This is a genomic window from Mycolicibacter virginiensis (assembly GCF_022374935.2).
Lineage (GTDB): Bacteria > Actinomycetota > Actinomycetes > Mycobacteriales > Mycobacteriaceae > Mycobacterium > Mycobacterium virginiense.
Genome location: NZ_CP092430.2, coordinates 4,660,170 through 4,682,667 on the forward strand (window position 1 = coordinate 4,660,170; position 22,498 = coordinate 4,682,667).

General features: G+C 73.7%; 2 protein-coding genes. Both read right to left on the minus strand.

Translation table 11 applies throughout. The annotated features are described in order from the left end of the window. Positions 1-41: 41 nt before the first annotated feature. Positions 42-15,335, minus strand: coding sequence for a beta strand repeat-containing protein (locus MJO54_RS23710; RefSeq protein WP_275564479.1), 15,294 nt, complete (start codon positions 15,333-15,335; stop codon positions 42-44). Positions 15,336-16,024: 689 nt separating this feature from the next. Beyond that, entirely contained in the window at positions 16,025-22,315 is a 6,291-nt protein-coding gene (locus MJO54_RS22430; protein ID WP_240175441.1) for a PE family protein, read from the minus strand. Positions 22,316-22,498 lie beyond the last annotated feature (183 nt).

The following is a 22,498-nucleotide window of genomic DNA, read 5'->3' on the forward strand; positions in this document are numbered from 1 at the left end:
CGCGATGCTTGGAGAGGGCGACCAGTAGCGCGCCCCTCCCCTTACGGGTTATTCGCGCCGTTGGTGCCGGTGGCGGTCTGACCGTCCGCGTTCTGAGTGTTGACCGCGTAGACATTGCCTTCAGAGCCGTTGCCGCCGGTGGCACCGGTACCGGTGCCACCCTTGCCGCCGGTGGCCGTGGCGTTGTCGGCTGACGGGTGGTCGGCCGGGGTGCCGGTACTGTCGAGCCCCGCCGCGACATTGCCATCGGCTCCGGCACCGCCGGTGCCGCCATTGGCACCGGTGCCGCCGTTGCCGCCGGTAGCACTGCCGCCGGTAGCACTGCTGTTCTCGCCCAGCGCGTTGACCCGGCCGTATCCCGCATTGCCGCCCTGGCCATCGTTGCCGACACCGCCGGTGCCGCCGTTCGCAGTGCCGCTGGCGACGGCATCGTTCCCACCGGCCGCGATGCTGGCCTTACCGCCATTACCGCCGATTCCGCCGTTGTAGGCGGCGCCACCGTCGCCGCCCGTCGACGTGCCGCTGGCCGTCCCGCCATTGCCACCAGCGTTCGGGTTGCCGAAGAAGAAGGTGGTCTTGGAGCTCTGGATGTCGGAGCTTCCACCGTTACCGCCGACGCTGCCCGTCCCGGTGGCCTCACCACCCGAACCACCGGTGGAGGTGCCGTAGGAGTTGCCTCCCGGACCGTTGGACTCGAGCTCACCCCAGGAGCCCGTACCGCCGTGACCTCCGTAGTTTCCGGCGCCGCCATCACCGCCGATCGCGATAGCGGCGTTGCCGCCCCCACCAACCGAGCCTCCGTCGACGTCTACGAGTAGCTCGCCCTTCCCACCGTCACCGCCCGTCCCGGCATTGCCGAGCCCGCCGGCGCCGCCGTACGCCTCCCCGGTGATGGTGCTGCCGACCCCGGTCGCTCCGGCCACGGCGACGCCGCCGCCGCCACCCGTGCCGCCGGCTTGGCCATAACCACCGTCGCCACCCTTGACGGTGGTGTCGGTGATCTGTGCCCCGTCGATCGCCGTGATGCCGGCCGCGCCGCCATCACCAGCCGTGGCACCGACCGAGCCGTCGGTGTCCCCCGCGTTGCCGCCGGTCGCGTGGCTGCCGGAGATCAGGCTGCCGTTGCCGATGGCGCTCAGGGTCGCCGCACCACCGGCAGCGGTGTCGCTGGCATTGCCACCGGTGACCGAGCTGCCGCTGATGACGCCGCCGTCGCTGACGGTCGCCGTAGCGGCACCGCCGGCGAAGTTCGCGGTGTTGTGGCCGTTGGTGATGGTCGTGTCTACGACCTGGCTGCCGGCACCGTCGACGGTCAGCGAGTTGTTCGCACCGTTGGCACCGTTGGCGCCGTTGGGCCCTCCGTCGACACCTTGGCCACCGTTGACGTGGCCGCCGTCGATGACGCCGTCGTTGAGGGCGGACATCGTCGCGGATCCGCCACCACCACCGTTGCCACCGGCCGCGGTGGCCGAACCTGCGCCACCGTTGCCACCGTCGCCGCCGATCGCGGAACTGTCGGAGGAGATGGTGCCGCCGGTGCTGGTGGACAGGCTGGCCGCGCCACCGTCTCCACCCTTGCCACCGACGAATCCGGTGCCACCGTCTCCACCCGTACCGCCGTTGCCACCGGTGACGGTGCCGCTGGTGGTGCTGCCGCCGCTGATGCTCGCGGTGCCGCCGTTACCGCCGGCACCGCCGTTGGCGCCATTGCCGCCGGTCCCACCGTCGCCGCCGTTGCCGCCGTTGATGCTGAGCCCGTCGTAGTTAGTGCCTGCACCCACGTTCAGCGTCGTACCGATTCCGGTGCCACCCTTGCCACCGATGCCGCCGTTGGTTCCGGCCGCGCCGCCGTCGCCGCCGTCACCGCCGGACACCTGGCCGTTGGCGAAGCTGCCGCCACCTGCCACGTTCAGCGTCGCGACACCGCCGGCGCCGCCGAGGCTGCCGCCGGTACCGGCACCGGCATCGCCGGCTTGAACCGTGGTGTGGCTGACGCTGGTACCGCTCCCGTCGGCCGTGATCGTGGCACTGCCACCGATCGCGGTGTCGCTGTTCTGACCGCCGATGGCGTGACTTTCGGAAATGACGCCGCCGTCGGTGGCAGTCACCGTGGCGTGACCACCCAAACCTGCGGTCCCACCGTCGGCGCCGATGGCAGAACTGTCGGTGATGGTCCCGTTGGTCGCCTGGAACTGCCCATGACCGCCGGCGACGGTGCCTGCGGCGTCGCCGCCGACGGCGGTGGCACCGGAGATGTTGCCGCCGCTGGCGGGGTCCCCGTAGTTCCCGGAGAACACGTAGGCCTGGCCACCCAGGGCACCGGTAGCGCCGACAACGTCCCTGTCGCCACCCTTACCGCCCGTGGCCGAACTGTCGATGGCCGTACTGCCAGTCCCGTTCGCCACAATCCGGCCCTGACCGCCGTACCCGGCGTGGCCGCCGTTGGTCGCCGTACCGCCGTCGCCGCCCGTTGCGGTGCCAGACGCCTCGCTGTTCACACCGAAGGCCTGGATGTTGCCGATCGTGCCGTTGCCACCGATGCTGCCCGCACCGGTGCCGGTACCGCCATTACCGCTGTTCGCGGTGCCGCTGGCCTGCGCCCCGGCCGCGAAGGCGCCCACCTGACCGCTGCTGCCATTGCCGCCGGTGCCGCCCGCTAGACCGGCGCCGCCGTCACCGCCGATGCCCTGCCCGGTGGCCACCGCGCCGGTTCCGCCGGCGACCACACTGCCGATACCGCCGTTGCCACCGGTGCCGCCGCCGGTGGCGTCGGCACCGCTACCGCCCTTCGCGGTTCCGCTGGCCGAACCGTCGTTACCGCCGATGCCGGTCCGGACGAAGCCAGCCTGAATATTGCCGCTTCCGCCGTTGCCACCGGTGCTGCCGACGCCGGTGCCCTTGCCGCCGAGGCCGCCGGTCGCGTCGCCGGTAGCGGTGCCACCGGTGCCGCCCTCCACACCGGCGGTCACAGCGGAGTAGCCGCCGAGGCCGCCTTTGCCGCCCGCTTCGCCAATGCCACCGGTGCCCCCCGTCGAAGTGGCCGCACTGACGGTGCCGCCCAGTGCCGCGGCGATGTCGGAGTCAGCACCCTGGCCACCGACGCTGCCTGCACCGTCTCCGGTGCCGCCGTTACCACCGGTTGAGGTGCCACCGACGGTGCTATCGGTGCCGCCGGCGGTGACCCGGCCAGCGCCACCGACGCCGCCGGCGCCACTGTTGTTTCCGGCGCCGCCGTCGCCACCGACGGCGTAGCCGTCGGTGATGGCGCCGCCCGCTGTGGCGGTGACGCTGGCGTTACCGGCGTTGCCGCCGGTGCCGCCGGTGGCGTCGCCCACCCCCGCCTTACCGCCCGTGGCTGAGCTGTCGGTGATGCTGCTGTTGGCGCCATCGGCCGTGAGGCTGGCCGATCCGCCGTTGGCGGTGGCGTTGCTGTCCTGACCGGTGGCCTGGCTGCCGGAGATGCTGGCGCCGTTGGTGGCCTGCAGCAGTGCGGTTCCGCCATTGTGGCCGGCTGCACCGTCCCCGCCGGTGGCTCCGCTGTTGGTGATGGTGTCGCCGCCGGAGGTCACCGTGTTCGGGTCACCGGCGAAGACCTGTGCCCGACCGCCTTGACCACCGTCGACCCCGTTGGCGCTGTCACCGCCCTTGCCGCCGTCCGCGGTGCCGTTGGTGATCGTGTCTCCCGTGGCGTTGGTCTGCACGTACGCCTGACCGCCCGCGCCGCCGGCCTTGCCGGCGCTGCCCGCACCGCCGTCACCACCGGTGGAGCTGCCGTTGGTGATGGTGCTGTCCTGGGCCAGCGCGCGGACCCATCCCAGGCCACCGTCGCCGCCCTTGCTGCTCGGCCCGTCACCGTCACCACCGTTGCCGGCCTGGCCGGTCCCGCTGGCGTACGTCCCGTCGCCCAGCGCCGCCACCTGGCCGTTCTGGCCGTTACCGCCGGTGCCGCCGTTGAGGCCTTGGCCGCCGTTACCGCCGTGGCCGGTGCCGCTGGCCTCCGCACCGGTGCCGCCGGCGTTGATGCTGCCGTAGCTGCCGTTGCCGCCGGTGCCGCCACCGGTGGCGGCGCCCCCGGCGCCGCCGATCGCGGTGCCGTGCGCGGTGCCGCCGGGCCCGCCCAGGCCGCTGTGCGCCTCGCCGGCATCGATACCGCCGTTGCCACCCTTGCCGCCTTGGCTGGTGGCATCGGTCCCGGTGCCACCCGTGCCACCGGTGGCCTGACCGTACGAGGTGCCGTCCTGGTGTGCTTCGACGCCGCCGAGGCCACCCTTGCCGCCGGTACCACCGTTGTCCCCGGTGCCACCGGAACCGCCGGTAGCGGTGGTGGCGGGTGCACCCACGGCGGGGTCGTCGATGACCTTGCCGCCATCGGTCGCCGAGATGTAACCGGTGTTGCCGTCGCCGCCGATACCACCGGCTTTACCGGCACCGCCGTCACCGCCGGTCGCGGTACCGGTGGCCGCACTGCCGGCACCGTCGGCCGTGACGGTGCCGATTCCGCCGCCGCCACCGGTTCCGCCATTGCTGCCGTCACCGCCGGTACCACCGTTGGCGGTGCCGCCGTCGACGCTGCCGCCGTTGGTGGCGCCCACGACTGCCGCACCGCCCGCACCTCCGGCGCCGCCGTTGGCGTCACCGACGCCGGCGTTGCCACCGGTCGCGGAGCTGTTGGCGACGGTGCTGTTGGTGCCATCGGCGGTGATGCCCGCGGCGCCGCCGGCCGCGCTGTCGCTGCCATCGCCACCCTTGGCGTGACCGTCGGAGATGCTGCCGCCGTTCGTTGAAGTCAGCGAGGCAGCGCCACCGGCACCGCCGGCGCCGGCGTTACCACCGGTCACCGAGCTGTCGGTGATGGTGCTGCTGGCGTCGATGGTGACCGTCGCGCTGCCACCGGCGAACTCGTCCGTCGAATTGCCGGCCTGGATCGTCAGGTTCGTGACGTTGCCGTCGACGATGACATCGGCCACGCCACCGGTCAGCCCGGCCGCACCCGGTGCGGTCGCGGTGCCGTCGCCACCGTCGCCGCCATTACCACCGGTCGCGGTGACGCCGCTGGAGGATCCGCTGCCGCCGACGTGGGCACCGCCACCGCCGCCGCCACCGCCACCGCCGTAGCCGATGCCGCTGCCGAGCCAACCCGCGCCACCGCTACCGCCGTCGCCACCGACCGCGCCGGTGCCGACCGAGGCACCCGAGCCACCGGCGCCGCCTGCGCCACCCTCGGCGCCCACGCCACCGTTACCGCCGTTGCCGCCGGTACCACCGGACTGCGGGGTGGAGCCGCTCATACCGATGCCATCGCCACCCTGGCCGCCGTTACCGCCGGCACTGCTCGTGCCCGCCGTGCCGGCCGCTCCGTTACTGCCGGTGGTGCCGCCGCTGCCGCCGGCGCCCGCAGCGCCAGCCGCGCCACCGTTGGCGCCGTTGCCGCCGTTGCCGCCGTTGCCCGCCAGCAGGCCGGTGCCGCCGTCCGCACCGGCGCCGCCACTGCCGGCCGTGCCGGCGCCGCCGCCGGTACCACCGTTGCCGCCCTGGCCGCCTGCGCTGCCCGATAGTCCGGTGCCGCCCTTGCCGCCGCCGCCACCGGCACCGCCGGCGCCGGCGTTGCCGCCGCTGCTGCCCGCCGCACCCGCTGTGGTCGCGTCGACGCCGTTGCCAGCGTCACTGCCGTGACCGCCGCGGCCGCCGCTGCCGCCGGCACCACCGCCGTTGCCGTTGCCACCGGCACCGCCTACACCACCGTTACCGCCGGCCACGCCGTCGGCGCCGTCCGGAGCACCGGTAGTACCCCACGTGGCGTTGCCACCGGCACCGCCGTTACCGCCGCCGCCGCCGGCAGCTGTGGTGCCGGTACCGCCGACGCCACCGCCGCCGCCGTTACCCGCGATGCCGCCGGTGGCGGTACCGCCGGCACCGCCGTCGCCACCGTTGCCGGCGGCACTGCTGCTACCGGCCTGGTTGCCGCCGGCGCCACCGGCGCCGCCGTTACCGGATTGACCCGGGTGGTAGTCGTCGGGGGTGGCGCCGAGGTTGGTGCCGACCCCGCCATCGCCGCCCGCACCGCCCTTGCCGCCATTGCCCGCAGCAGTGGTGACCGAGCCATCGGCGCCCTTACCGCCCGCGCCGCCACTGCCGGCCCAGCCGCCGGTGCCCTGTCCGCCGTTCTGGCCACCGTCGGTGCCTGCACCGCCCTGACCGCCGGCGCCACCGTCGCCGCCGGCGCCTCCATTGCCACCGTCAAGACCACTGCCGGCCGCAGCATTGGCGCCGCTACCGCCGCCGAGGGCCTGGCCGCCCTGGCCGCCGCGACCGCCGTTGCCACCGCCGACACCATTGATGCCCTGACCACCGACACCACCGTTACCGCCGGCGCCACCGTTGCCGGCATCGCCCCCGTCAAGGTTGGTGGCGGTGCCGCTGGCACCGCTGCCGCCCTGGCCACCGCGGCCGCCCAGGCCGCCGTCGCCACCGTGGCCGTTGGCACCGTCCGCACCGCCGTCAACTCCGGCCCCACCGGCCCCGGCCTTGCCGCCAATGCCACCGTCGGTCGCGGCGCCGCCGTCCATGCCGCTGCCGGCAGCGGCTCCACCGCCGGTGCCACCTTCACCGCCTTCACCGCCGCTACCGCCCGCGCCACCGCTACCACCGCTGGTGCTGTCGGCGCCGTGTCCGCCACCACCACCGGTGCCACCGTTACCGCCGGCACCTGCCGCGCCGGCATCCCCGGGGGTAGTGCCCTGGCCGTAGCCGCCGTGACCACCGTGACCACCGACGCCACCGTCGCCGGCGGCACCACCGGTGCCCCCGATGACGCCGTCGCCGCCGAGGCCACCGTTACCACCGTTTCCGGCAGCAGCGCCGGCTCCGCCGTCAGCACCGAGATCAGTACCCCAGCCGCCGCGGCCACCGTCTCCACCGAGACCGCCCTCGCCACCGGTGCCACCGGTACCCGCGTTGGACGCACCGCCTGCACCACCCAGACCGCCGTCGCCACCGGTCCCAGCGGTCCCACCGACCAGGTTGTAGTCGTACCCGTCATAGGTGTGGCCGATGTTCTGGCCGATACCGCCCCAGCCACCGGTGCCACCCTGGCCGCCCGCACCACCGGCACCACCGTCGCCGGTAGCGCCCGTCGCGGCACCACCGCCACCGCCAGATCCGCCCTTACCCGCAGCGCCACCGAGCCCGGTGGTGTCACCTCCGTGACCGTTCTGGGCGCCGCCCTGGCCACCGTTACCGCCGGCACCGCCGGCACCACCGGTGCCGCCGTCGCCGGTCGCGTTGTCCGCGCCAGCGGAACCCGCACCACCGTTGCCGCCGGCGCCACCGTTGCCCGAGGACCTCAGGCCGTAGTAGCTGTTCGTGCCGGTGTTGCCGCCGTTACCACCGGCGGCACCGGCCTGACCGGTGCCATCGGCGTAATGGCCGACGCCGTCACCACCGTTACCGCCGTTACCGCCGTCGCCGCCGAGTCCGACCGCACCGTGCTCGCCGTCGGCGGCATTGGTGCCGTCGCCGTTGTCGCCACCGGCTCCACCGGCGCCGCCCTTGCCAACCAGACCACCGATGCCACCGTCGCCACCCTTGCCGGCGGCAATGTTCGAGGCGGCATCACCGTCGCCGCCGTCGCCACCGTTACCACCCTTACCGGCCGTACCACCAGAACCGCCGGCACCACCGACGCCACCAGCACCGTGCTGGCCGGTACCGCCGCCGCCTGCCGCACCGGCTGCACCACCGGCACCACCGGCACCACCGTTGCCGCCATCGGTGGAGTTACCGCCCGTGCCACCATTACCGCCGGCCACACCGGTGTTGCCGGAGTTGTCGGTGCCCGCCGCACCGTCGGCACCGGAGCCACCCTGACCACCAGTGCCGCCTTCGCCGCCCTGACCGCCGCTGCCGCTGACGCCGGAGATCGCGCCACCAGCACCACCGGTGCCGCCGGCGCCACCGTTACCACCGGCACCACCAGCGGAGACCGCCGACGCGCCTGCGGTAGCGCCACCGATTCCCGCCACACCGGTCGCGCCCTTGCCGCCAGCACCACCGGTACCACCGTTGGCGCGCGAGCCACCGGCGCCACCTTCGCCGCCCTGGCCGCCGTTCTGCGCGGTCGTGGTGGCACCGATGAGGCCGGATCCGTCGCCGCCGACGCCACCGTTGGCACCGATGCTGTCGGTCCCCGCGACACCGTCGCTGCCGTCGCTGCCGGCAGTGCCGGCTCCGGTACCTGCCGCGCCGCCCTCGCCGGCAAGGCCGCCGTCGGCACCGTCACCGCCTCTACCACCGCTGCCGGCGTTGGTACCGCCACCGCCACCGGCTCCATTGCCAGCGCTGCCGGCCGTACCGGCGTTACCACCACTGCTCCCGTTGCCGCCGTTGCCGTTGACGGCGCTACCGCTGCCGCCGTCGCCACCGTCGGCACCGTTGCCACCAGCACCGGCGTTGCCGCCGTCACCGCCATCGCCACCACTCCCGGCCGTGGCGCTGACACCCGATCCTCCGTTACCGCCGACACCGGCGGTGCCGGCATTGCCGCCCTTGCCACCGATGACACCGTCACCGCCCTTGCCACCGGCGCCAGCGTTGCCGCCGGCACCGCCGGACGTGCCGCTGTCGCCGGGATTGACGCCAGAGACACCGGACACACCGGTGGCGCCGTTACCGCCCGCGCCGCCGTTACCGGCCTGACCCGGGTGGTAGTCGTCGATCGTCGCGTAGTCGTTGGTGCCGGCACCGGCGTTACCGCCGTCGCCGCCCTTACCGCCGCTGCCGCCGGCCAGGCCGCTGCCCGCGGCGGCCGTGCCACCGTTGCCACCCTGACCGCCGTTGCCGGCCCAACCACCGGTGCCCAAGTGTCCGTTGGCGCCGCCGTCGGTACCAGCTCCGCCCTGGCCTGCGTCGCCGCCGTTGCCGCCGGCGCCACCATTGCCGCCGTCGAGGCCGCTGCCGCCAGGGGCGTTAGCACCGCCAGCTCCATTACCGCCCTGGCCGCCCTGGCCACCCCGGCCGCCGTTACCGCCACCGACACCGCCGATGCCCTGACCACCGGCACCACCGTTGCCAGCTTGGCCACCGTTGCCGCCGTCCAAGCCGTTGCCGAGCGCGTCGCGGTTGCTGTTCGGCGCGCCCTGACCACCCCTGCCGCCCAGGCCACCATCGCCACCGGTGCCGTTGGTGCCGGTGGTGCCGCCTCCGTTCCCGGCACCGCCGGCCCCGGCATTACCACCGTCACCACCGTCGGTGCCGACACCACCATTACCGCCGCTGTTCCACTTCGCGACGCCACCGGTGCCGCCCTCGCCACCGGTGCCACCGGAGCCACCTGCACCGCCGCTGGTGGCGTTGGTGCCGACACCGGCGTCACCACCGGTACCACCGTTACCGCCGCTGCCGGCCCGGCCGGCGTCCATACCGTCAAGGCCGCCCGGGTAGTTGCCGGAGCCGCCGTGACCACCGTGGCCACCGACACCGCCGTTGCCGGCGTTACCGCCGTCGGTGGCAATCAGGCCAGAACCACCGGCACCGCCATTGCCGCCATTACCGGCGTCGCCGCCGACACCGCCGACACCGTCCGCACCGCCCGCGTCACCACCGGTTCCGGCACGGCCACCGTCGCCGCCGTCGCCGCCGTTACCGGCCTTGCCGGCATCACCCTGGACCCCGGTGTTTCCGGTGCCGTTGTTCAACGCGCCCGCAGCGCCACCATTACCACCGGCACCGCCGGCGCCACCGATGCCGCCGGCACCGCCGTTGATGTTCGCCGTCGGATACAGAGCGCCGACCGCGTGGTCAGCGCCCCAACCGCCGTCGCCGCCGTCGCCGCCGTCGGCACCGGCGCCACCCTTGCCACCGCTACCGGCGTTGCCGGCCACCGCACCGCTGGCACCGCCGGCGCCGCCGTTGCCGCCAGCGCCACCGGCCTGGCCGGCACCGCCAGCACGACCGGCGTCCGTGGCCGGAAGGTGCTGCGCAGGATCGTTGACGTTGCCGACGCTCTCGCCATTGTCACCGGCCACACCGTTGCCACCCGCACCGCCGTTGCCACCGCTGCCGCGGCTACCGCCGTCCCCGCCGGCACCGCCATTACCGCCCCGGTCCCCGGCGTTGACGCCGTTGAAGCCGTCGCCACCCTGACCACCGCTGCCGGCGATGCCGGTGATCTCGGTGCCATCCGTTCCGGCCCCGCCGTTGGTGGAACCCGTTCCCGCAGTACCGGCCTGACCCGCCGCGCCGACCTCGCCGCCCTTACCGCCGCTACCGCCATCGACATGGGTCGCGGTACCGTCCGCGCCCTGACCGCCATCACCGGCCGTGCCGGCATTGCCGCCATCGCCGGCGTCGCCGCCGACACCGGTGGCACCGTTGGAGCCGCCACCGGTCGACGTACCACCCACGCCGCCCTTACCACCATTGCCGCCGGAGCCGCCATTGCCGCCGGAGCCACCCGCCTGACCACTTCCGCTGCCACCGTTGGCGAAGGTGCCGACGGCACCGGTCACCCCGTCGCCACCGCTACCCCCATTGCCGGCGTTGCCACCCGCACCACCGGCGCCGCCGACGTTGCCTGTGCCACCAGCTCCGCCATCGCCACCAGCGCCGCCCGAGCCGCCGTTTTGGCCGGATTCACCGGCGTTAGCACCACTGGCACCGACATACCCGGCGCCGCCCTCACCACCGGCACCACCATCGCCACCGTCACCCTGCGCGGCGTGGGTAGTGCCATCGGCTTCGAGACCGCCCGTGCCACCGTTACCACCGGCGCCACCCTTACCGCCAGCCGTGCCGTCCGGGTCGGCCTGAGTGCCCGCGTCACCCGCGGCCCCGACCGCACCGTCGCCGCCGTTGCCACCCACACCGGCCGTGCCGTCCGCGGCGTGCCCGCCCCCGACCTCGGCACCGCCATGCCCCGCGTTACCGCCGACACCACCATTGCCACCGGAGGTGCCCGCTGCAGCACTGCCATCGGTGGCCGCGTCGTAGCCAGTGCCACCGACGCCACCGGAGCCGCCCGTGCCCGCCGAACCATTCGTGCCCGACGTGGCGTGGTTGCCGCCACCGGAGTCGCCACCGGCGCCACCGGCACCGGCGTTACCGCCATCGCCACCATTGCCACCGGCACCACCGGTGCGATCCTCGGCAGTACCTGTGGTTCCGACTGCGCCATCGGCGCCGTTGGTACCCGAACCACCATTGCCGCCGACGCCACCGACACCGTGCGCACCCGGGTTGGCACCCGTACCGCCGACGCCACCATCACCACCTGCGCCACCGTTGCTGCCGGAGACACCCGCACCCGCGCCCGCAGCCACCGCGTCGTAGCCGGCACCACCCTTGCCGCCGGCCCCACCATCGCCACCATCACCCTGCGCGGCATGGGTGGTGCCATCAGCTTCCAGACCACCCTGGCCACCGTTACCGCCCGCGCCACCTGCGCCACCGGCGGTGCCGTCAATGTTGGGTGCGGTACCGGCCGCACCGTCGGCGCCGTCCTTGCCGTCTCCGCCGTTGCCACCCACGCCGGCGGTGCCGTCGGCGGCATGGCTGCCCCCGACCTCTGCGCCGCCGTGCCCGGCGTTGCCGCCGACACCACCGTTGCCACCGGAGGTGCCCGCAGCAGCACTGGCATCCAAAGCAGCGTCATAGCCCGTACCACCGGCGCCACCGGAGCCGCCCTTACCGGCCGAACCATTGGTGCCCGACGTGGCGTGGTTGCCGCCACCGGAGTCGCCACCGGCGCCACCGGCACCGGCGTTACCGCCATCGCCACCATTGCCACCGGCACCACCGGTGCGATCCTCGGCAGTGCCCGCGGAACCCGTGGTGCCGTTGGCGCCATCGGTACCCGAACCACCAGCGCCACCCACACCGCCGGCACCGTGGGCGCCCGCGGTGGCACCACTACCACCAGCGCCGCCGTCGCCACCAACACCGCCGTTGGTGCCCGAGGTGCCCGGTGCGGCAACCTCGGTGACCGCGTCGTAGCCGGCACCACCCTTGCCGCCGGCACCGCCGGCGCCGCCGGCACCGTCAGCGACGCGAGTGCTGCCATCTGCCTTCAGGCCGCCCTGGCCTCCGTTACCACCGGAACCGCCGGCACCACCATTGCCACCGGCCACGCCCGCGGTGTGACTGTCCGCACCGGCGTAGCCCGCACCGCCCTGACCACCGACACCACCAACACCGGCCGTGCCGTCCGTTCCGTTGCCGGCCTGGACACCGGCACCACTGAGACCACCGCTGCCGGCCTTGCCCGCGTTACCACCAGCGCCACCGTTACCACCGGCGGTGCCATCCACATGACTGGCCGTGCCGTTGGTGCCGGCCGCACCTGCGGCACCCGCACCACCGTTGCCGCCGTTGCCCCCGACCCCGCCGAGACCGGCCGCACCGTTGTTGGTGCCATGCCCACCGACGCCCCCGGTACCACCGTCGCCGCCGATACCACCGTTGGTACCAGTGGCGCCCGCCGTGGCCCCGGCCACGCCATTGCCACCATTGCCACCCTTGCCGCCGGCACCACCGACACCACCATCGCCCTGGGCAGCACGGGTCCCGTCGGTCTGCAGACCGCCCTGACCACCGTCACCACCGGCTCCACCGGCGCCACCGTTGGTGCCATCGATACGTCCGACGCCGGTGTTGGAGCCATCGCTACCGTCAAAGCCCTTGCCGCCGGCACCGCCCTTACCGCCGACACCGGCCGAACCGTCACTGCCGCCGGCAGCCTGAGTTCCATCGCCGTTGTCGCCGCCGGCCCCACCCTTGCCGGCATTGCCACCCGCACCACCGGCCTGCCCGGCCGCGCCGTCCACATGCGTGGCCGTGCCATCGGCGCCGTTGCCACCCGTGGCGCCATCACCACCAGAGCCGCCGTCACCGCCCGCACCGCCGAGGCCGTGAAGTCCCGCATTGGTACCGGTTCCGCCGACACCGCCGGCCCCACCGGCACCGCCGTTGCCGCCGTTCTCACCCGCGGCCCCCGCGGTCGCCCCATCCAGGCCTTCGTAGCCGGCCCCGCCCTTACCGCCGCCACCACCGTCGCCACCATCACCGCTGGCGGCACGGGTGTTGTCGACGTTCAGGCCGCCTTGGCCACCATTGCCGCCGGCGCCACCGGCCTGACCAGCTCCACCGTCCGGGGCAGCCTGTGTACCCACGGCACCGTCGGCACCGTCCTTGCCATCGCCGCCGTTGCCGCCAATACCAGCGGCACCGGAGGCCGCCCGAGAACCGTTGGCCTCGAGACCGCCCACGCCGGCGTTACCGCCGATACCACCGTTGCCGCCAGCGGTACCCGCGGCCGCGGCCAGGTCGGAGGCGGCGTCATAACCACCCCCGCCAACGCCACCGTTACCGCCCTTACCGGCCGAACCGCTGACTCCGGTCGCAGCATGGTTGCCATTGCCGGAGCTACCACCCGCGCCGCCGACACCGGCGTTACCGCCGTTGGCGCCGTTGCCGCCCGCGCCGCCATCGGGGTGGGTGGCATCGCCTGCGTTGCCGGCGCCACCATTGGCGCCGTCGGTGCCTGATCCGCCCTTTCCGCCGACGCCACCGGTGCCGTGAGCGCCCGCCGTCGATCCGGTACCCCCGACACCACCGTCGCCGCCGGCACCACCATTGCCGCCCGAAACACCCGGCCCTGCACCAGCACCCAGCGCGTCATACCCGGCGCCGCCCTTGCCGCCGGCGCCACCGTCACCACCGACACCGTCCACAGCACGCGTGGTGCCATCGGCCTCAAGGCCGCCCTGTCCACCGTTGCCGCCGGCACCACCGGCGCCACCGGCCTTGCCGTCCGGACTCAGTGCGGTGCCCGCGGCACCGGCCGCGCCGTCCTTGCCGTCGCCACCGTTGCCACCGGCGCCGGCCGTGCCCGCAGCTCCGCGCGTGGTGCCGTCGGCTTGCAGACCACCCAAGCCCGCGTCACCGCCGGCGCCGCCATTGCCGCCAGCCGTACCGGCCGCCGCAGTCGAGTCCGTCGCCGCGTCATAACCCGCACCACCGGCACCACCGCTGCCGCCCTTGCCGGCCGCGCCCGCCGTGCCGCTACCGGCCTGACCACCGGCGCCCTGACCACCGGCACCGGCATGCCCGGCGTTGCCACCGGCGCCGCCGGCCTCACCCGCGCCCCCGTCCACATGGGTCGCGGTCCCGGCTGCACCATCAGCGCCGTCGAGGCCGTCCCCACCACCACCACCGTTGCCCCCGAGGCCGCCGACGCCCTCAGTGCCGGTCGCGCCCGCAGGACCGCTGCCCATGAACCAGCCACCGGCCCCACCGGCCCCGGCAGTACCGGCCGCACCGCCGTTGCCGCCTAACCCACCGTTGCCGCCACCGGTGCCGTCAAGGTCGAGACTGGTGCCGTCCGCACCGTCCGCACCCGCGCCGCCGGCGCCGCCGTTCCCACCGTCACCGGCCGCGCCACCCTTGCCGCCGGCACCGAACCAGTACGAACCCCGACCGCCAGCGCCACCGTTACCGCCGGCACCACCCTTGCCGCCGTTGCCACCATTGCCATCGCCACCGTTGGCGAAGCTGCCGGCCAGCCCGGCCGCGCCGGCAACCCCGTCACCGCCCTGGCCCCCGACACCCGCCGTGCTGAACAGGCCCCACAGCGCAGCATCGCCACCGATGCCACCGGTACCACCGATGCCACCCACCGTGGTCGCGTCAGCGCCGGCACCACCGTCACCGCCGTGGCTGAACCAGGCGAACAGACCCGCGGCACCACCATCGCCACCGTCACCACCGTCGACGCCATCACCGCCGGCGCCACCGTCACCGCCGAACAGACCACCCTGACCACCGTTGCCACCGTCGTCGCTGGCGCCGGTGCCATCGGCATCCCAACCCGCGCCACCGTTGCCATAGATCCACCCACCGGCGCCACCGTCCGGATTAGTGGCCGTGCCGTCCGCGCCGTCACCGAATGGCATCAGCCAATTGATCTCGCCCCAATTGAACGACGCGTCCGAGGCACCCGGAAGATCAAGCGAAGCGGCCCCGATACCGGCCAGATTCAGATCCGCCAGGATCGCATCCCACATGGCCGGCTCGCCGAGACCTTCGAAGAAGGGCGTCCAACTCCCCGGGTCGAAAACCACCGCCCAGGCGGCCTGGTCGCCCCAATTGGCACCCAGATCGACGACGGCGTTACCTAGATCGGCACCGAACAGGTCCACCCACACGTCGTCAAAATCGGCGTGCGCGGTCGGCGCCCCCGCCCACGGCCCCAGCCCAAAGGCCAGAAACGCACCGACCGCGGTCCCGGCACCAAAGACACGGTTGCGACGAACCTTAAATCCACCCTGACGATGACGAGCCATGACGTCTCTCCCCTTAACTGACGCACAACGCAAGCACAGCTATCTCGCGTGGGAAGTTACGTTAACAGCGATTCTCGCGCAGTCAACCCCGGTGCACTCCGACAGACGGTCGTACGATATTCACGCTTGTTACCCCTGATTACGGTTAGTCGGCCTCCGTAAGTAGACTTACAACAGGTGTTGTCACTTCCCGAGTTCACAGGTACCTAACAGCTAAACAACGGACTGCAGGCTCTCAGCAAAGAGATCGAGCGCTCACCACGTTTGCTGGCAGTTGCAGGCTCGGGATCACTGGCCACCGATCAGGTCGCCTAGGACCATCAGGGGCAGGTCACCGGCCGCCACGCCGCCTCGGCGGCCTGGCGCCCACGATGTGGGGAACGGCTCCGATGGCGCGACGATGCCTGTGCCGTCGTCCGCGGCGCCGGTGCGACCCCGACCCGAACGGCAATATGAGGCCGACGGCCTCGGCTGCGGCAATCCATTGCCTGGTTTCGACGGCGAGGTCGGGACTTCGCGGCCGCCCCCGATTCGTGTGTCCCTATTACTGTCCAGTAACGCTTCGTCACCTGTGGCGATAAGCACAACGGTTCGCAACAAGGGCCAGCTTTATCTCCTGTTTTCCCGCCCAGAAAAGCGACGCGGCCACCCCATTGCTGAGGTGGCCGCGTCAATCTGTCCTACCAGGATCAGCCGTTGGGGCCCGATCCGTTCGGGCCGTTGCCGCCGTGGCCGCCGTCGCCGCCAAGGCCCAGGTTTCCACCGTCGCCGCCGGCGCCGCCGGCACCGCCGGTCCCGGATGTGCCGGTGTTGTTCCAGCCGTCACCGCCGTTGCCGCCATTGCCGACCGGGCCGCCGGGCACGCTGCCCGCACTGCCCGCCGTAGCGTTGCCAGAACCGGTCCCGGCGGTGCCACCCGCGGCGCTCGGGTAAGCGACGTCGCCGCCATCCCCGCCGTCGCCGCCCTTGTGGTTGGTGGCGTCGCCGTTGGCTCCGGCACCGCCGTTACCCGCGGTGCCACCGGCGCCGCCGTTGCCGCCGTTGCCGCCCGCTCCCAGGCTGCCCGTGGTGCCGTGCGCCGCGGTCCCACCGAGGCCACCGTTGCCGCCGTTACCGCCCTGACCGCCGATGGCGCCGTCGCCACCGTCTTGGCCGTTGTTGGCCTGACCGGCAATTCCAGAGGCCACCGCGCCGGCAGCACCGTTCATGCCGCTGCCGCCCTGGCCGCCGTCGGCACCCGAACCACCGGCACCCCCGGCGCCGCCGTTGCCGGACAAGGCACCGCCGAGTCCGCCCGCGCCGCCGTTGCCGCCCGCGCCGCCGTCCTGGCCGTTGAGGCCGGAGCCGCCCGCGACGGTGGCGCTGAGGCCGGCCATGCCCGCCGTGCCGCTACCGCCGGCACCACCGTCGCCACCGTTGCCGATCGCGCCGCCGTTGCCGCCCTTGCCGCCGGCACCACCGGACGCCCCTGTCACGGCGTTCGGGTCGTGCGACGGGTCATATCCGGCACCGCCGTTGCCACCGTTGCCCGACGGGCCGATGGCCTGGGTGCCGTTCGCGCCGTCGGTCCCGTCGGTGCCCCCGGCACCGGCCGTGGTTCCGGCCGCGCCGCCGTTGCCGCCGGTGCCGGCGATGCTGCCCGGGTCACCGCCGTTACCGCCGTTACCGCCGTTGGGGGTGCTGGCGTCACCGGCGGCGCCGTTGCCGCCTTGGCCGCCCTCGCCCGCGGTTCCGGCGCTGCCGCCGTTGCCGCCGTTGCCGTTGGTGCCGACGGTGCCGTGGCTGGTGGTGCCGGCACTTCCGCCGGCTCCACCGGTGCCGCCGGATCCGGCTTCACCGCCGTTGCCGCCGTTGCCGCCGCTCGCGCCGGCCACCGATCCGGTGCTGGCGTCATAGCCGGCGCCACCGGTCCCGCCGGCGCCGCCGGCCCCACCGTTGCCGCCGTTGCCGCCGTTTCCGGCCACGTTGGCCGCCAGCGAACCGCCGTTGCCGCCCGCACCGCCCTTGCCGCCATTGCCACCGGCCAGGCCTTGACCACCGGCACCACCGTTCGGATCTGCGAGCGTGCCCGCGGTGCCGGCCGCGCCGGTCCCGCCGACGCCGGTCTTACCGTCTCCGCCGACGCCACCGTTGCCACCATTGCCGATGTTGCCGCCGTTGCCGCCGGCTCCACCGTTCCCGCCGCTGGTGCCGCCGGCGGCCCCGGCGTCGGTGGCGGCGTTGTAGCCGTTGCCGCCCGTGCCGCCGTTACCGGCCGGGCCGGTGACTCCGGTGCCGTCGGCCCCGTCGCCGCCGTTGATGCCGCCGGTACCGCCGGTGCCGTGTGCACCGCCGGCGCCGCCGCTGCCCGCGGTGCCGGCGTTGCCACCCGCACCGCCGTTGCCGCCGTTGACGGTGACCGCATCGCCGTCGCCGCCGTTGCCGCCGTCGCCCGGTGTGCCGGCGTCACCGCCCGCACCGCCCGCACCGCCGTTTCCGTTGGCACCCGCGGTCCCCTGCGCCGACGCGCCACCGTTGCCGCCGGCACCGCCGTAGCCACCGGCCTGGCCGTTGCCGCCGGAACCACCGTCGGTTCCGGCACCACCGGCCGTGGTGGCGCTGGTGCCGGCCAGACCGTCGCCACCGGAACCGCCCTTGCCGCCGGCCCCGCCAACACCCCCGGTGCCGCCGTTGCCCGACGTCGACCCGCCGACACCACCGTCGCCGCCCTTACCGCCGTGGAAGCCCGCGGTGCCGTCGGTGCCGCTGATGTGGGCCAGCGTGCCCTGGTCGCCGTCGACGCCGTCGCCACCGGAGCCGCCGGAGCCGCCCGCTCCACCGTTGCCGATGTTGCCGCCGTCGCCGCCCTTACCGCCGTCGCCACCGACGCCGGTCGCGTTGGTGAATCCGGCGCCACCTGCGCCACCGTTGCCGGCCGGGCCGGTGGGGCTGCTGCCCGCGGTGCCGCCGGTCGCAGCGCCTGCGCCGGTACCGACCGCGCCGCCGTTGCCACCGGTGCTCGAGTTCCCCCCGGCTCCGCCGTTGCCCCCGTTGAGGTTTGCCGCGTCGCCGGCCGCACCGTCGCCGCCGTTGCCACCCGCTGCGCCGTCGCCACCAGCGCCGCCGGACCCGGCTGCGCCCACCGCGCCGTCGGCTCCAGTACCGCCCGCGGCCACACCACCGGCCGCACCGCCGTTGCCGCCCCGGCCGCCATTGCCGGCGACACCGGCGTCGCCACCCTTCTCGCCAGAACCGTCACCGCCGTTGAGGTAGCTGCCGTTCACCCCGGCCGCGCCAGCGCCGGCGTTTCCGCCCTGGGCGCCTGCACCGCCGGCACCGCCGTTGCCGCCATGCCCGGAGATGGAGCCGCCGAGACCACCCGCGCCACCGTTGCCGCCGAATCCGCCGTCGCTTCCGCTGGTGCCGCTGCCGCCTGCGACCGTGGCGGTGATGCCGTTGGTGCCCGCGACGCCGTTGCCGCCAGCGCCACCGTCGCCACCGTTGCCGAGGTTGCCGCCATCGCCGCCCTTGCCGCCGTTGCCGCCGTACGCACCGAACAGGCTGGAGGTGAAGCCATCACCGCCCTTGCCGCCGTTGCCAGCCGGGCCGCTGACACCATCACCAGCAGAACCGGTAGTTCCATTCGTGGAGCCGGTGCCGGCCGTGCCCGCGGCACCGCCCTGGCTGGAGTCACCACCGCGACCACCGTTGCCACCGTTGATGCTGTACATCGCATTGCCGTTGGCGCCGGCGCCGCCATTGCCGCCCGCGGCGCCGTCGCCGCCACTGCCGGCGTTGCCACCGGTGCCGGTCGAAGCCAGGCTGCCGTCGCCGTTGCTGCCGCCCGCACCGCCGTTACCGCCGTTACCGCCGTTTCCGGCCGTCCCGGCGTTGCCGCCGGCACCACCGTTGCCATTACCGGTGGTGTAATCACCGGCCGCGCCGGCAGCGCCGGCAAATGCGTCACCACCGTCGGCACCCGAACCACCATTGCCACCGACACCACCGGTCAGTGAGGTCAAGCCGGTACCGGCGTTGCCGCCCTTACCGCCCGTGCCACCCGAGCCGCCGGCGGTCCCGGAGTTGCCATTGCCGTTGCCGTCCGTGCCGACGGCGTTGATGCCGGCCACACCGTCGCCACCAGCGCCACCGTTGCCACCGTTGCCCAGGTTGCCGCCGTCACCACCGGCACCACCGTTACCACCGGACGCACCGGCCACGCCGGAGGTGAAGCCGTCGCCACCCTGACCGCCATTGCCGGCCGGGCCGCTCACACCCGCGCCCTGGGAACCGGCGCTGCCCGTCGAGGAACCAGTGCCGGCCATGCCCGCGGCACCGCCCTGGCTGGAGTCACCACCGCGACCGCCGTTGCCACCATTGAGGTGCGACGCGTCGCCGTGGGCGCCCGCACCACCGTCACCGCCCACGGCACCCGAGCCGCCACTACCGGCGTTGCCGCCGGCGCCGGTCGCCGCCGCGCTGCCGTCACCGTTGGTGCCACCGACACCACCATTGCCGCCGTTGCCGCCGGCTCCGGCCGTACCGGCGTTACCGCCCGCACCACCATTGCCGTCACCGGAAGCGAACGAACCGGCCGCACCGGTCGCACCGGCCACGGCGTCGCCGCCGTCGGCGCCCGAACCACCGGCACCGCCGATGCCACCGGTCAGGGTGCTCAGGCCGGTGCCGGCGTTGCCACCCTTGCCGCCGAAGCCACCCGAGCCACCGCTGGTGCCGGAGTTGCCGTTGCCGCTTGCGTCGGTCCCGACACCGTTAGTACCGGCCACGCCGTTGCCGCCGGCACCGCCGTTGCCACCGTTGCCGAGGTTGCCACCGTCACCGCCGGCGCCACCGTTACCACCGGAGGCCCCGGCCACCGTGGAGGTGAAGCCGTTACCGCCGTCGCCGCCGTTGCCGCCGCTGGTCACCTGGCTGCCGGCGCCTCCGTGCAGACCGGACGTGCCACCGTTGCCGCCAGTGCCGGCGCTACCGCCGGCACCACCGGCACCTTCGATGCCGGCGTTGCCACCGTTGCCGCCCTGACCTCCGTCGACATGGGTGGCATCGCCGTCCGCGCCCCGGCCGCCGTTACCACCGGCGCCGGCGTCGCCGCCCTTGCCGCCCGCACCGCCATTGCCGTTTCCACCGTTGCTGGTGGCACCGTTGCCCGCGTTGCCACCGGCGCCACCCTCGCCACCGGTACCACCGGCACCACCGTTGCCGCCGTTCTCCCCCGCGCCGTCGTTGACGCCTTGCACGCCCGCCGCTCCGGTGTATCCGGCGCCGCCGGCACCACCGAGACCACCCCGACCGCCGACACCACCGTCACCACCCGTTCCGGAGTTGGGGTTCAGGGCGTCTCCGCCGACGCCGCCGGCGCCACCCTTGCCGCCGGTACCACCGGCACCGCCCTGGCCGGCCTCCCAGCCGCCGGCGCCGCCCGCGCCACCATTGCCTCCGTTGCCACCGGCACCACCCTTGCCGCCGTGGCCGTTCTCCAGCAGCACACCACTGTTGCCGCCCCGACCGCCGTCACCGCCGTTTCCGCCGTTGCCACCGGTCCCGCCGTCGCCGACCGCGCCGGCGTTGCCACCAAGGCCGCCGTTGCCGCCGGCGATGCTCAGCGCCTTGAAGCCCAATTCGCCTGCGTGAGCGGCGTTGTAGGCCGCCACGTCGAAGCCGTCGCCACCGTTTCCGCCATTGCCGCCGTGCCCGGCCGCCTGCCCGTCGGCGCCACTGGCCGCATGCTCGGTGGTGGAGCCACCGGTCAGGCCGCCCTGACCGCCGTGACCGATCGCGCCGGGGTTTCCGCCGTCGGCGCCGCGGCCACCGGCGGTGTTACCCGCCGTTCCTTCGGCCCCGTCGCCGCCGTTGCCGGCGATCCCGGCGTTGCCGCCGGCACCACCCTGGCCACCAAGACCATTGACGCCCGCAGACCCCCAGCTCGTCCCAGCACCAGCGAGACCACCCTGACCACCCTGACCACCGTTGGCGCCGTCACCACCGCCGGCACCATCACCACCATTTCCGTTGCTGGCGGCCACATCCCAGTCACCAGCAGCACCGTCACCACCGCGGCCACCATTACCGCCGGCACCACCGACACCGCCGACACCACCATTGCCACCGTTACCGAACAAGCCCGACGCCTTACCACCGGCACCACCATTGCCACCGTTACCGCCCAGGACACCGTTGCCACCGACCGCGCCGCTGCCTCCATTGGCCCAAACACCGGTAGCACCGGACAGACCCGCCGCACCTGCCGCGCCGATTCCCCCGGCGCCACCGGCACCGCCGGAACCGAACAGCCAACCCGTGCCATCGCCACCATTGCCGCCGGCGCCACCACCGTCGCCGCCCACACCGCCGGTACCACCAACGCCCATCCACGAACCGCCGGCACCACCATCACCACCGGCCAGGCCGGCCAGACCTGCCCCGCCGGCGCCGCCGTTGCCGAACAGGCCTGCCGCGCCGCCATCACCGCCGGCGACGCCGTCGCCACCATCACCGAACAGCCAACCGCCCGCACCACCATTGCCGCCATCGACGCCCTCGATGCCGGCAGCGCCATTGCCGATGATGATCGAACCGAACCCGAACGTGTCATTGATGAACGAGTTGACCTCGATGCCCAACGGGCTCTCAATCCAGTCGACCATGCTCGCGTGCAACGGCAGGTAGACGAACTCATCGATGTAGGCACTCAGATCGAACGGGTCGCCACTGGCTTGCCCCGCCGACGAGTCGAACAACGACCCCCAATCGAACGCCGCCGCGGTGTCCGCATCGGCACTCGGCCAGGCAGCCGGGTTGAACAGATCCAGCAGCCAATCGAACTCACCATCGGCCTGCGCCGCCGGCGCCGACACCAACGGTGTCATACCCAACGCCAAGAAGGCCGCCGCCGCGGAACCCGCACCCAGCACTCGACGACGCGAGCCTCCCATGTGCTGGCCGGCTCCGGCCTGCCGTGCGCTCTGACGCTTTCCAGTCATTTACTGCCCCAAGTTCTCAAACGGTGGCCCAGTGCATGGGCCCATGGATGGTTGTGATGTTTTGCTCCGCTGACGCCACGCCTGCTGCGCGGCCACAGTCAGATCGGGAATCGATCCGCCACGGAAAATCCGCCGGGCGTCGAGCTATCCACCCATGTCAATGCGGTACTTACCTGAACCATC

Excerpts from the sequence above, each read along its gene's own strand:
- MJO54_RS23710 (WP_275564479.1), bottom strand. The coding sequence starts at position 15,335 with ATGGCTCGTCATCGTCAGGGTGGATTTAAGGTTCGTCGCAACCGTGTC.
- MJO54_RS22430 (WP_240175441.1), bottom strand. The coding sequence starts at position 22,315 with ATGACTGGAAAGCGTCAGAGCGCACGGCAGGCCGGAGCCGGCCAGCAC.